The sequence below is a fragment of the Rheinheimera pleomorphica genome (assembly GCF_011634895.1).
GTDB classification, from domain to species: Bacteria; Pseudomonadota; Gammaproteobacteria; order Enterobacterales; family Alteromonadaceae; genus Alishewanella; species Alishewanella pleomorphica.
This window is the reverse complement of the sequence record NZ_SIRR01000005.1, coordinates 18,142-31,243: the sequence shown is the minus strand read 5'-3', so window position 1 is coordinate 31,243 and position 13,102 is coordinate 18,142. Positions and strand designations below refer to the sequence as shown.

At 52.3% G+C, this 13,102-nt stretch carries 10 protein-coding genes; 8 read left to right on the top strand and 2 right to left on the bottom strand.

What is annotated here, in order from left to right; translation table 11 throughout:
- Nucleotides 1-81: 81 nt before the first annotated feature.
- Nucleotides 82-3,054 carry a TonB-dependent receptor gene (locus EYB30_RS05045; protein ID WP_166837800.1) on the bottom strand — a complete coding sequence of 991 codons (2,973 nt, stop codon included), beginning with the start codon at nt 3,052-3,054 and terminating at the stop codon, nt 82-84.
- A 94-nt stretch (nt 3,055-3,148) separates the two neighbouring features.
- Complete coding sequence (locus EYB30_RS05040; RefSeq protein WP_166837798.1) at nt 3,149-4,387, bottom strand: NAD(P)/FAD-dependent oxidoreductase; 1,239 nt, start codon at nt 4,385-4,387, stop codon at nt 3,149-3,151.
- Between the two features lie 80 nt (nt 4,388-4,467).
- Between EYB30_RS05040 and dapA the strand changes: the two genes are divergently transcribed.
- The 8 genes from dapA to EYB30_RS05000 all read left to right on the top strand — a co-directional run bounded on the left by dapA (nt 4,468) and on the right by EYB30_RS05000 (nt 13,073).
- Complete coding sequence (gene dapA / locus EYB30_RS05035; protein WP_166837796.1) at nt 4,468-5,391, top strand: 4-hydroxy-tetrahydrodipicolinate synthase; 924 nt, start codon at nt 4,468-4,470, stop codon at nt 5,389-5,391.
- A gap of 15 nt (nt 5,392-5,406) precedes the next feature.
- On the top strand, nt 5,407-6,408 hold the full coding sequence (locus EYB30_RS05030; RefSeq protein WP_166837794.1) for a 4-hydroxyproline epimerase: 1,002 nt from the start codon (nt 5,407-5,409) through the stop codon (nt 6,406-6,408).
- A gap of 2 nt (nt 6,409-6,410) precedes the next feature.
- A complete protein-coding gene (locus EYB30_RS05025) occupies nt 6,411-7,916 on the top strand; it encodes an aldehyde dehydrogenase (NADP(+)) (RefSeq protein WP_166837792.1) in 1,506 nt (501 codons plus the stop codon).
- Nucleotides 7,913-9,109 (top strand): M24 family metallopeptidase, encoded by a 1,197-nt coding sequence (locus EYB30_RS05020; RefSeq protein WP_166837790.1) that lies wholly within the window; start codon nt 7,913-7,915, stop codon nt 9,107-9,109. Before EYB30_RS05025 ends, EYB30_RS05020 begins: the two co-directional genes overlap by 4 nt.
- 96 nt (nt 9,110-9,205) lie before the next feature.
- Nucleotides 9,206-9,457 (top strand): hypothetical protein, encoded by a 252-nt coding sequence (locus tag EYB30_RS05015; protein WP_166837788.1) that lies wholly within the window; start codon nt 9,206-9,208, stop codon nt 9,455-9,457.
- Between the two features lie 88 nt (nt 9,458-9,545).
- Nucleotides 9,546-11,465 (top strand): DNA repair helicase YoaA, encoded by a 1,920-nt coding sequence (locus EYB30_RS05010; protein ID WP_166837786.1) that lies wholly within the window; start codon nt 9,546-9,548, stop codon nt 11,463-11,465.
- An 82-nt stretch (nt 11,466-11,547) separates the two neighbouring features.
- Complete coding sequence (locus tag EYB30_RS05005; protein WP_166837784.1) at nt 11,548-12,477, top strand: hypothetical protein; 930 nt, start codon at nt 11,548-11,550, stop codon at nt 12,475-12,477.
- Entirely contained in the window at nt 12,477-13,073 is a 597-nt protein-coding gene (locus EYB30_RS05000; protein ID WP_166837782.1) for a hypothetical protein, read from the top strand. The genes EYB30_RS05005 and EYB30_RS05000 overlap by 1 nt, the downstream gene beginning before the upstream one ends.
- Nucleotides 13,074-13,102: the final 29 nt, after the last annotated feature.

Genomic DNA, 13,102 nt, shown 5'->3' with positions numbered 1-13,102 from the left:
CGCATTCATCGGTTAACTGAACACAAGGCGGGCGCTGCTGGCGCAGCTATCCCGCCTAATAGGTGTGGTTTTGCCGTCAGGCTAGAATTGGTAACGCACCACTAAGGACACGGTGCGGTTAGTTTGCAGGCCGGTGGCGGTGTTCCAGTCCGGATTAGCGGCAAAGCTGTTGTCGGTCTGGGTAATTTGCGCCACTTCGTTCACGCTTAGCGGCGTGTCAAAGTTAAACAGGTTAAACACCGTGGCTTTAACCGATAAATCGCCATCACCCAGCTCTCGCTGGTAGGTCAGGCTCAGGTCAAACTCATATAACCAGTCCAGCCGGCCGGCCGAGCCGCGTGGTGCCGGGGTGCCGTCCCAGTCGTAAAACGAGCTTTCATCGTACCACTGGCTGGCACACCAGTCGGCCCACAGGCTGGGCTCAGCGCAGCTGTCGACACCGGTGGGGTGAATACTAAACTTGTTTAGTGGCGCGCCTGAGGTGGCCCGGGCAACAAAGCCCAGTGCCCAGTTGTCGCTTATGTCATAAACCCCGCTGAGTTTAAAGGCATGGCGGTGATCATTCGGCAGGTTACCTGCGGCGTGGTCCATTAAATCGGCATAGTCGTACGAGGTGGTCCAGCCCGGATCGGCCTGGCCGTTATCGGTGCGTACCAGACCTTCTGTCATGCCCCAGTTATGTGACCAGACGTATGAAAACCACAGCTGCAAATCGTCTGTCGGTTTGCCATCCAGGGTAAATTCCCAGGCCAGATATTTACGCTCCGGTTTTGGCAGCCGTAAGTCATCTGCCGATAGCGCTACGGTTTCTTTAGTGCCATCCAGATCAAAATCGTAATGGAAGGTGACGTTTTTACCCGGATTAATCAGCGTATAGAAGTAGTATTCGTTGGCATTGTTGGCAATATTGTTCTGCTCAAGCCACTGCGCGACAACCGGCCCTAAGTCACTGTCTTCAATTGATTGTTTCAGGTTGCGGTAGACAAAACGCACGCCGCCTTTTAAGCGGTCACTGAACTGGCTTTCATAACCCAGAGTAAACTCGTCAGAATACATCGGCCCCAGGTTGTCGGCGGCGATACGCTCCACATCTACCGCGCCACTTTGCACCACGTTGGTCGCCACCAGGGCACCGTGGCTTGGCGCGCCATCGGCACCCAGCACCAGGCTGCCATCGCTGTTTAACTGATCAGGCAAATAGTAGTTATACACATCGCGCTGGCCGCTGGCTTGTTTGATATTCATATTGGCCGAAACCGGCTGGAAATAGCGGCCAAAGGTGGCAAACAGTTTACTGTCGCCGTTGCCGTTGGGGTCCCAGATTAACTGCACGCGAGGGGCCAGCTGGTCGTCCAGCTCAACATAGCTTTTACCTGTGGTGGCGGTGTTTTCAAAGCTGCTGTAACGCAAGCCGGCGTTTAACACCAGATTATCGTTAATTTGCCAGCTGTCCTGCAGGTAAAACGCCATCGAGTTCACTTCGGTTTTACCGCCGGTGTCGCGCTGGCGCCGCATCACATAAGTGCCGGCATCCAAACCAATGCGCGGTATGGCGACATAGGTGCGGTATTCCCACCAACCACGGGCTTCATCGACGCCGTTTTGATATTCCAGATAATCGACACTGAGTTTTTCGCTGTCTAAACCAAATTGCAGGGTGTGATTATCCAGCAAGTAAGTAAAGTCGAGGCGGAACTGGTCGCGCTGATAGGTTTCGCTGATCAGGTTGCTGGTCGTCCAGTCACCATAGCGCTGGCCGTTCAGGTTAACGTAATCCCAAATACCGGGCAGGCGGTTGGTTGGAACAGTGTCGGTTGAGTCTTCCAGCCGGCCCAGCGTAGCCGAAACAGAGAAATCGTCGGTTATAAAGCCCTGATAACGCGCCGAGTACATAGTACCGCCAGAGGTGCTTTTAGTGACACCGCTTGCCTCGCCTTTGCCTTGCTGCTGATCCCAGCCATAGTTGTCGTAACGCAGCTTAGCGCTGTTATCCAGAGCAGTAAAGGTGACGACATGGTCATCACTGATGTACCAGTCCATATTAACAAACCAGCGGCTGTCGTCTTTTTCATATTCGGTAAATACAGTGGCGGCACTGTTGGCATATTGCGACTGAAATTTTCTTGGGTTAAACAGGGCATAGATAAAGAGTTTATCTTCTATCAGGGCGCCACTGGCCCAGACATTGGCTTCATAAAATTCAGCTTCAAAGTCTTTGTTATTAATTGAGATGCTGCCGCTGGGGTTATACACCGTATCGTGCGCTGAATGCAGCGCGGCCGGATCAAAGCGCAGCTCGGCGCCAAAGCGGGTATCGTTACCACCGGTTTTTGATACGGCATTGACCACACCGCCAATAAAGCGGTCATATTCTGCTGAAATGCCGCCGGTTTTGACCTGAGTTTGCGCTATGGCTTCCCAGGGTAAATCGATAGAGCCGATGCCGGTACGCAGGGCGCTGATATTCATACCATTTAAAAAGTAGCCGTTTTCTGCCGCCGAGGCGCCGCCAAAGCTGGAGGCTTTAAATTCAGAGCTGCGTGCTACACCCGGTGTTAGCAGGGCGATATTTTCAAAACCGGTATTCACCGGCATTTGCTCCAGCGTGGCATCATCAAAGGTCAGGCCAGCGGTAGAGTCGCTAACGTCAATACGCTGCACGCGTGAGCCCATAACGGCAATTTTTTCAATATTGTCGCTGCTGCTCAGCACCGGTGCGTAGGTTACTGCCTGGCCCAGGCTGATATTGATGCGCTCTCCGTCAATGACCGGTTTGCCATTGTGCATTACGCTAACGCTGTATTCGCCCACCGGCAGCGCACGCAGCACATACTCGCCTTTGCTGTTGGTTTGCACGGTACGGCTAAAGCCTTGCTGCAGATGGCGCAGGGTAATAACCACATCCGCCAGCTGGTTGCCGTTTTGTGCACTAATAGTGCCTTTAAGTAAGCCGGTGGTGTTATCTTGTGCCAGTACCGGGCTGGCCGACAGTGTCAGGGCTATCGCAGAAGCCAGTACCGACAGCCTGATGGTGCTACCTGTGTTAAATTTCATCTCTGTTGCTTCCTGTATATTGTATATTTTAGTTTTGGTTAAAGGTTTTTGCCTACAGCTGCAAAAATTCCGCCGCTTAGCGACAGAAAAAAATTCAGAAGCGATTGATCCGAAACGGTGTCAGATCAAGCGCCGGCGTCTGTTTCAATACACAACTGCTGATTAATTCGGCTGAAAATGCTGCCTGGGTTAAGCCCAGATGCTGGTGGCCAAAGTTGTAATAAATACCGCTGTGGCGCGGGCAGGGGCCCAGCACCGGCAAAGAGTCGGGTAGCGATGGCCGGTTACCGGCCCAGACAGTGTCCATTGTGTTGTCACTCAAAGCGGCGGTGCGCTGGCACAATAACTGGTTCGCATGTTGCTGCAGTACAGTGGCGCGCTGATAATCGGCTTTGCCGTTGAGGCCGGCAAATTCAGCAGTACCGGCTAAACGTAAGCCGTGTTGCATCGGCGTCATAATGCATTTGCGCTCCAGTGAGCTAACCGGCCGGCTTAACGCAACAGACTTAAGCATCAGGTGATAGCCGCGCTCGGCTTCTAATGGCACCGGCCAGCCTAACTGGCGGGTAAAGTGCGCCGAATGGGCGCCGGCGGCAATAATTAGCTGCTGGCAGTTAATTTCTCTGTCGCTGCAGATCAGTTGTTGTTGCTTCGGCCCCGGTATTATCTGGCGTACCTCTGTCTGCAGATAGCGGCCACCGAGCTGGCAAAACTGCTGATAGAGCTGCTGACACAAGGCCAGCGGATCCTGGCTGTGGGCGACTTCAGTAAAATCCAGCGCGCCGGCAAGCCCGGGGGCCAGTGCTGGCTCCAGTTGTTGTAGCTGCTGCTTGTCGCACCAGCGCACGTCGATGCCGGCGGCGCGGTATGCCTGATACTGCTGCTTTAACGCCGTTAAATTGTGGTTTTCGCTTACCAGCAGCGCGCCCTGGTATTGGATTTGCTGGCTTAGCTGGCAGCTATGCAGCAGTTTTTGCCAGCTGGCCAGGCTGTGATGGTTTAAAGCGCTAAGCGCTTTGTGGTTGGCGTCGCGTTTGCTTTTACGCATATTGGCGACAAAGCGGGCAAACCAGGGCAGCGCCTGCAGTAAATAACCGGCGCGGATATGCAGTGGCCCAAGCGGATTTAACAACATCGCCGGTAATTGGGCCAGCAGGGCCGGCTGGGCCAACGCAAATACCTGCTCGGTAGCAAAGTGGCCGGCATTACCGGCAGAGCAGCCCTGCGCAATACCTTTGGCATCGATCAACAGCACGTCAACACAGGCTTGCTGCAAAAACAACGCATTACTCAAACCCACTATACCGGCACCGATAATACAAAGTTGTTGCACCGTAAAACTCCAAAATCACTTGATAATGTAGATTGTATACAATATTCTTTATTCAACATCAATGATAGAGGTTAAAAAAGATGCAACAAAACTGGCAAGGTGTTTATCCGGCAATCTCCACTCAGTTCCACGCTGACGGCAGCATTAACTATGCAGCCAACGCTACGATGCTGCAGCAACTGATAGCCGATGGCATAGACGGCATTATTGCGTTGGGTACAGTGGGTGAGAATGCGTCTTTAACGGCGACAGAAAAGCGCGAGTTTTTACAGCAAACCGTAAAAACAGTGGCTGGGCGTATTCCGGTTATTGCCGGCTGCACTGAGCATAGCGCTGCTCAGGCTATTGATTATATTAAAGCTGCCGAGCAAATTGGCGTTGATGGCATTATGTTGCTGCCGGCGGTGGTGTACCGCGGCACAGACCGTGAAGTGCTGGTGCATTACCAGACGGTGGCCCGCGCCACCCGCTTGCCGATCATGATTTACAACAACCCGGTCAGCTATGGCGTTGATATTAACCTAGAGATGACGGCGCTATTGGCAGAAGAGCCAAATATCGTTGCTATTAAAGAATCCACCACGGATACCCGGCGCATTACTGAGCTGCAAAGCCGCTTTGGCGACCGCTTTCAGATTTTTTGCGGTGTGGATGATATTGCGCTGGAGTCGGTGTTGCTGGGTGCCACCGGCTGGATCTCCGGGCTAACCAATGTGTTTCCGCGTGAATCGGTAATGCTGTTTAAACTGGCGCGGGCTGGGCGTATCAAAGAAGCCCGCGAAATATACCGCTGGTTTATGCCATTGTTGCGGCTCGATACCATTCCAACCTTAGTGCAATGCATCAAGCTGGCCGAGCAATTGCTGGGGCGGGGCAGTGAAAATGTGCGTTTGCCACGCCTGGCATTGCAGGGCAGCGAGCGCGACTATGTCGAACAGGTGGTGGCGCAGGCGCTGCGCAGCCGGCCGGATTTAACATCTTATCAGGCATTACTGGCCGAATAAGCAGGAGCTGCGTAGATGTTAAAAGGCACCTTTTTTTGTATCGATGCCCATACCTGCGGTAATCCGGTGCGGCTGGTTACCAGCGGCCACCCTGAATTGCAAGGCGCTACCATGAGTGAAAAACGGCTGGATTTTATCGGCCGTTTTGACTGGATCCGCAAAGGCCTGATGTTTGAACCCCGCGGTCACGCCATGATGTCGGGCGCCTTTTTGTATCCGCCCTGCTCAGAAAATGCCGATGCGTCAGTGTTGTTTATCGAAACCAGTGGCTGTTTGCCGATGTGTGGCCACGGCACCATAGGCACCGTCACAGCGGCGATAGAGGCGGGTTTAATCCAGCCGAAAACGCCGGGCGAGTTGGTGCTGGATGTGCCGGCCGGGCAAATTCAGGTCAGTTATCGCCAGCAGGGCGACAAAGTGCTGGCGGTAAAACTGATTAATGTGCCGTCTTATCTGGCCATTGCCGATGCTTGCGTTACGGTACCTGAGCTCGGCGAGCTTAGCGTAGATGTCGCTTACGGCGGTAACTTTTACGCCATTGTTGAGCCGCAGGCCAACTTCCCCGGCTTAGAGCACTGGAGCGCCGACAAGGTGTTGCATTTTAGCCCGCTGCTGCGTGAGGCATTAAACCGTGCCTATCAGTGTCAGCACCCGCTTAACCCCAGCATTAATGGCATTAGCCACGTGCTGTGGACCGGTAAGCCTAAAACTGCCGGTTCCGATGGCGCCAATGCGGTGTTTTATGGTGACGGCGCTATAGATCGCTCGCCTTGTGGCACCGGCACCAGCGCCAGAATGGCGCAACGTTTTGCCCGCGGTTTGCTAAAACCCGGCGAACACTATGTGCATGAAAGCTTTATTGGCAGCCAGTTTACCGGCCGGGTAGAAGCGGTCACTGAAGTAGCGGGGTGCCCGGCCATAGTGCCGTCCATTGAAGGCTGGGCTCATGTGTTTGGTTATAACCAGATCCGCATTGATGATGCAGATCCCTACGCTGAAGGCTTTCTGGTGAGGTAATTATGATAACAGGTCAACATTATATTGGCGGCCACTGGTGTGGTGAGCCGCAAAGTACAAATACGTCGTTTAATCCGGCGCAAAACGCTGCCTTGCCCTGGTGCTTTGCGGAAGCGGGCCAGGCCGAACTGCATAGCCTGACTGAGCAGGCCAGCGCGGCTTTCGCGCTGTATCGCTATGTTACCGCCAGTGCCAGAGCAGATTTTCTCGATACCATTGCTGCTGAGCTGGAGCAGCGTAAAGCCGATATTGTCGGCAGCATGGTATTGGAAACCGCGCTGACAGCTGCCCGCGCCGAAACTGAGCTGGGCCGCACCTGCAACCAGTTACGCTTGTTTGCCAGCGAGCTGCGCCAACCGGCTATCGATTGTAATCTGCCGGCCTTACCTGAGCGGCAGCCGCTGCCAAGGCCAGCACTTCGGCTAACGAAAATGCCGCTTGGCCCTGTGGTGGTGTTTGCTGCCAGTAATTTTCCGCTGGCGTTCTCAGTTGCCGGCGGCGACACCGCTTCGGCATTGGCGGCCGGCTGCCCGGTAATTGTTAAAGCGCATAATGCCCATCCGGCCACGTCTGAGCTGGCAGCACAAGCGATAGCCGCCGCGGCCGATAAAACCGCCATGCCCGCCGGGGTGTTTAACCTGGTACATGCCCGCCAGCATGCATTTTCTGAAGCCTTGATCCGCCATCCGGCAATCAAAGCGGTCGCCTTTACCGGCTCAGAGCAACTGGGCATGCATTTTCAGCGGCTGATTTGGCAGCGGCCCGAGCCTATACCGTTTTTTGCCGAGATGGGCTCACAAAACCCGCTGTTTGTATTGCCGCAGTATCTGGCACAGCACAGTGACAGCTTTGCCACCGCGTTAGCACAATCGGTGCTTAACGGCTGTGGCCAGTTTTGCACTCGGCCGGCACTGGTGTTTTTACCCAAAGCGGCGCAGGCCGTTAAGGCGCAACTGATAACTCTGTTCAGCCAGGCGCAGGCCGGTGCTATGTTAACAGCAAAAATTGCCAGCCATTACCGCAGTGGCTGTCTGGCATTGCAACAAACCGCTGGCGTAAGCCTGCTGGCACAAGGCCAGGGCGAAGAAAGCGGTTGTTATACCAGGCCGCGGCTGTTTGCCTGCTCAGCCAATACCTTTATGCAACAAAGCGTGTTACAGCAGGAAATTTTCGGCCCGGCCACGGTGTTGATTGAATGCACTGATGTCACTCAAATGCAAATGCTGGCTACCATACTGCAAGGGCAGTTAACGGCCACTGTGTACGCCACTGAGGCGGAACTGGCTACGGCGTCGGCTTTAGTGCATGAGCTGGCGTTACACTGCGGCCGGCTGATTTACAACCAAATGCCGACCGGGGTTGAAGTTTGTGCCGTCATGCAGCATGGTGGCCCCTTTCCGGCCAGTACCGACAGCCGCTATACTGCCGTCGGTAGCCAGGCGGTACAGCGTTTTTTACGGCCGCTGTGTTATCAGAATTTTCCATCGCAAAGCGGAGATACAGCATGAGCAGGCAAATAGGTGGCCTAAGCGCCGCAGAGGCATTAGCACAATTAGACGATATGACCGCCGGTGTGGTGCCGATTAATGCTGACGAGTTTCGCCAGCGTATAACCAAAGCCTGTCAGTTGATGCAACAGCAGCAACTGGACGCCATGCTGCTAACGGCCGGCACTAGTTTGTACTACTTTACCGGCTTGCGCTGGTACGCCAGTGAGCGGCTGGTGGCGGCGCTGCTGCTGGCCGATGGTAGCCTGCACTATATTATTCCGGAGTTTGAACGCGGCACGATAGCGCCACTCTTGCTGTTACCGGGTGAGCTGCATGGCTGGCAGGAGCATGAAAGCCCGTATCAGCTCTGTGTAACGCTGTTGCAGGGCAAAACCGCGCTGGCACTGGATGAAAGTGCCGCCTTTTTTATTGCTGATGGCTTAAAAGCGGCTAACCCGGCACTGCAGTTAAGCAATGCTGCCAGCGTCAGTGCCCTATGCCGGCGCTGTAAGTCTGAGGCTGAACTGGCTATTATGCAGCGGGCCATGGATATGACCCTGGCTGTGCACAAAGCGGTGGCCAGTATCTTATACAGCGGCATCAGCACCGCCGAAGTAGAAAGCTTTATAGATGCGGCGCACCGCAAGGTAGGCGCAACTGACGGCAGTTATTTTTGCATCGTATTGTTTGGCGGCGACACCGCTTATCCGCATGGTGTGGCAAAGCCCAAGCCGCTGGATGACGGCGATATGGTGTTAATTGATACCGGTTGCCGCCTGCACGGTTACCTGTCTGATATCACCCGCAGCTATGTGTTTGGTACGCCAAGTGCGCGTCAGCGCGACGTCTGGCAGCACGAAAAAGCCGCTCAGGCCGCGGCCTTTGCTGCTGCCGCTATCGGCGTACCCTGTCAGCAGGTGGACCGGGCGGCCCGCGGCTATTTGCAGCAACAGGGCTATGGGCCGGACTATCAGTTACCCGGCTTACCACACCGTACCGGCCATGGTATTGGTCTGGATATTCACGAGTGGCCTTATCTGGTTGAAGGCAATGAACTGCCGCTGTCTGCCGGTATGTGCTTTAGTAACGAGCCGATGCTGGTGCTGCCGGGTGAGTTTGGTGTGCGCCTCGAAGATCATTTTTATATGACAGCGCAGGGCCCACGCTGGTTTACCGAGCCCGCGCTGGCTGTGGATCAGCCATTTGCCTGAAGCCGGTTACAGGAACTTTAGCCACTGTTAGTATCTCCTAACATAAAGTTAATACTCTGTTGGCCGATATCAGGTAAATAGCGTTAGGAGAGACTAATGGATGCGTTTATGCCCTTTGTGCAGCGTGTACCCGGTACGCCGGTCGAGCCTGATCCAAAACAGGTGGTGCCGGTGTTTAAGGATGCGCGTTTAACGCCGGTTAAGCCGCATGAGCAGAAATACCTGATTTTAGCCCGGCCAGCACGCAAAGGTGAGCGCCGGGCTCAGGATTACCCTGAAGCCCCTTATACGACACCAGAGGAAGATCAGCACGTTGATAAAGATGGTCATCTGGATATTTTTGTCTGAATTTGCCCGCTATTAAGGCATAATAGCCGCCTTAATTTTCGATTGGTTTGCTTTGTGCTGTTCACCCCTCGTCACAATCTGAGTCGTTATGCGTAAGCAGGTCGCCAGTGCTTTTGCGCCCGGCGGTGCTTTGTCTGCCCATATTGCCGGCTTTAACGCCCGTGAGGCGCAAGTAAAAATGGCGCAGGCAGTGGCCGATGTTATCGAAACGCCAGGCGCCCTGGTGGTCGAAGCGGGTACCGGAACCGGTAAAACCTACGCTTATTTGGTACCGGCACTGCTTAGCGGTAAAAAAGTGGTGTTATCTACCGGTACCAAGAATTTGCAGGAGCAGCTGTATTTTCGTGACTTGCCTAAAGTGGTTAAAGCGCTGGCCAGCCCGTTGCAATTGGCGCTGCTAAAAGGCCGCAGTAATTATTTATGTTTGTTCCGGCTTGAGCAGCACTATAACCATGTACCAATGCAGGACGATCAACTGATCCAGGATCTAAGCCTGATCAAAAAATGGTCTGCCGAAACCCAAAGCGGTGATATTGGCGAGCTTAGCTATATCAGCGAAGACTCTAAAGCGCTGCCGTACGTTACCAGCACTACCGACAACTGCCTGGGTAAAGATTGCCCGGTATACGAAGACTGCCATTTACTTAAAGCGCGTAAAAAAGCCCAGGCGGCGGATTTAGTAGTAGTAAACCATCATTTGTTTTTTGCTGATCTGGCATTAAAAGACACCGGCTTTGGCGAGCTGTTGCCGCAAATGGATGTGATTATTTTCGATGAAGCGCATCAGCTACCCGATATTGCCAGTGATTACTTTGGCGAGAATATTTCCAGCCGTATTTTGCTGGAGCTATGCCGCGATATCGATGTCGCCTGTAAAACCGAGCTGCGCGACCATCCGCAGCTGGTGAAAACGGCCGATAAAGTCGCACAACTGATTAAAGACTGGCGGCTGCAGTTTGCGCCCGAGCCTGCGCGTGGTAACTGGCGTGAGCAGTATCAAAAGCCCGGCATGCAGCAGGCGTTGAACCGGGTGGTTGAAGCCATTGATATGCTGTATCTGGTGATGAAAAGTAGCCTCGGCCGCAGTGATCTTGTCGATAATGCCTTTGAGCGGCTGGCGCTGGCTAAAGCCAGGTTACAAAAACTGACCGATATGCAGCAAACGGGCGTCAGCTTATGGTTTGAAACCAGCCGGCTGCATGTCAATCTGCATTTAACGCCACTGAGTATTGCCGATAAATTCAGCGCCATAGTGGCTGAGCATGAACGCAGCTGGGTGTTTACCTCGGCGACTTTGTCGGTAAATAACGGTTTTAGCCATTACACGGCGCAGATGGGGCTTAACAGCGCCACAACCCTGCTGCTGGAAAGCCCGTTTAATTATGCTGAGCAGGCGCTTTTATGTGTGCCACGCTATTTAAGCGAGCCGCATGAACAGGGCATGGCCAAGCAGTTATTGCAGATTGCCGTGCGCTTGATTGAAGCCAATAACGGCCGCTGTTTCTTCCTGTTTACCAGCCACCGTATGTTGCAGCTGGTGGCGCAACAACTGCCGGATTTAGTACGCCAGCCAGTATTAGTGCAAGGCAGCACCGGTAAACGTTTGCTGCTGGAGCAGTTTGTTAAACTGGATAATGCGGTGCTTTTGGGGACCGGCAGTTTCTGGGAAGGGGTAGATGTACGCGGTGATACGCTAAGCTGCGTGATTATCGATAAACTGCCGTTTGCCTCACCGGATGAGCCGTTATTACAGGCGCGCAGTGAAGATTGCGTTATGCGCGGCCAGGATCCCTTTGCAGAAGTACAGTTACCGCAGGCGGTGATTACGCTAAAACAAGGCGTCGGCCGGCTAATTCGTGACGTGACCGATCGCGGTGTAATGGTGATTTGCGATAACCGTTTAGTCACCAAACCTTATGGCGAAGTCTTTTTAACCAGCTTACCGCCAATGCGCCGCACCCGCTCGCTGGATGTTGCGGTAAAATTTTTGGTTGATATAAATCTTTAAAGTAAATTATTTGTGGCATTTATTTTTTTAATTGGGGGTTTTTGCTATGCTAATCTGCATAATAAATCAAGGAAGATAGCAAATGAGAGTCCCTAACAGTCACAGTTACGCCAATCACAAAGCAGAGCAGATTAAAAAATCGCAACGGCAAGCCGAGCTGGCGCATGTTCTTGAGAATCACCATACTACGCTCGTTGTTATGAATTCGGCCGAGTTTATTGAGCTGGCATTAAACATAAAGCAGCAAGGCGGTATGACTTCTAAGCAAGCCCAACAATGGCTGGTTGACCTACTTGAGTTAAAGAGCGCTGCAGATAGGGTTTGGCAAACCTACGAAAATAATATTAAGTTTATTGCCGGTTTCACTGCCATTGGCCTGGACGCACGCGCATTAACAATTATTGCCAAAGACTTAAAACGTAGCGGCAATGTTTTTGCCAAATATCAGGTGCAGCAATTCCAGGGGCAACAGCATATTATACTTGAAGGCTATGCTGGGATGAGAAAGCACCTCACCGGTACGCGCTATTTAGCCGCTAACCCTAAAATTGTCTCTATGGGGATAGGTGAGTTAGGTGCAGTAAACGCAATCAAAGTTGGTTTTGTAGTGTCAGTAGTAGTTTCAGTTAGTTTTCACGGGCTGGATCAACTGATGAATGACCAACGCACTTGGCATCATTTTGTTGGCGGGGTGGCGGCAGATACGATATATAGCATAGTAGTTACTGTTGTCTCTTGGGCAGCGATTGCAAAATACGTCGGTGCAGCCTCTATGATGGCTGTAGGTCCAATGTTGGCGGTTGTAGCTGTTGGGACTTTGCTGGCATTGGCTGTTTACATGTTCGATCGAAAATTTAAATTGTCGGATAAACTTGCGACAATGTTCGTAGAATTGGAAGCAGATCTGATACGAGTCAAGGCTAGCGCCAAAGCTCTACAAAGAGATTATGCCAGCGATAAGGAAAGCTTTCTAAAGAGACTGTTCGCAATTCCTGATTTAAAGGTGTTTTAATGACGTGTATTAATACTGATATTGTCACCCAACAAAAAAAATCCGGATGGCTATCTACAATATTTCTGGTATTTATTTTTTCTGCAGTTATTGTGTATTTGTTGCTGGAAATAACTTTCTCGGTAAAACAGTTAGTTAGTATTGATGAGGCGCCACTTTATCTGGTCGGTTCTCATAATCTGATCCCTTTAGTTTTTTTGATCCCCTCCGTACTTTTACTAACGGTAGGGTTGATTATGGTTGAACTGCAGAAAATGACTACAGAGTTGTACAACTTGAGTTATAAATTGATATTTACCTCTCTTATTGCATTTATTCTGGCTCGGATACTATACGGTGGCTTTTTTATTGACAGCTATATGTCTAATCACGGTTACAGCTACTGTAACCCATTGACATCCGTCAGTGTTTTGTCGCCGGAAATTTGGGTAAGTGATCCTGCATATTGTCTGGAAGACAGCCGTAATGTTAGCGGTGAGGTGCAAGATTGGCTGGATGCGAAAATGGCGGCAGGGGAGCGACCGACAGCAGAGGAAGCTGAGCAACACATTAAGCAACTGGCGCAGGCATATCAGGCAAGACTTAAACGGTTTTAACTCTAAATAGTGAGTACATAGTTTTTGTC

Coding starts and splice junctions, on each gene's coding strand:
- EYB30_RS05015 (WP_166837788.1), top strand. CDS start 9,206: ATGGATGCGTTTATGCCCTTTGTGCAGCGTGTACCCGGTACGCCGGTC.
- EYB30_RS05030 (WP_166837794.1), top strand. CDS start 5,407: ATGTTAAAAGGCACCTTTTTTTGTATCGATGCCCATACCTGCGGTAAT.
- EYB30_RS05025 (WP_166837792.1), top strand. CDS start 6,411: ATGATAACAGGTCAACATTATATTGGCGGCCACTGGTGTGGTGAGCCG.
- EYB30_RS05045 (WP_166837800.1), bottom strand. CDS start 3,054: ATGAAATTTAACACAGGTAGCACCATCAGGCTGTCGGTACTGGCTTCT.
- EYB30_RS05000 (WP_166837782.1), top strand. CDS start 12,477: ATGACGTGTATTAATACTGATATTGTCACCCAACAAAAAAAATCCGGA.
- dapA (WP_166837796.1), top strand. CDS start 4,468: ATGCAACAAAACTGGCAAGGTGTTTATCCGGCAATCTCCACTCAGTTC.
- EYB30_RS05010 (WP_166837786.1), top strand. CDS start 9,546: ATGCGTAAGCAGGTCGCCAGTGCTTTTGCGCCCGGCGGTGCTTTGTCT.
- EYB30_RS05005 (WP_166837784.1), top strand. CDS start 11,548: ATGAGAGTCCCTAACAGTCACAGTTACGCCAATCACAAAGCAGAGCAG.
- EYB30_RS05020 (WP_166837790.1), top strand. CDS start 7,913: ATGAGCAGGCAAATAGGTGGCCTAAGCGCCGCAGAGGCATTAGCACAA.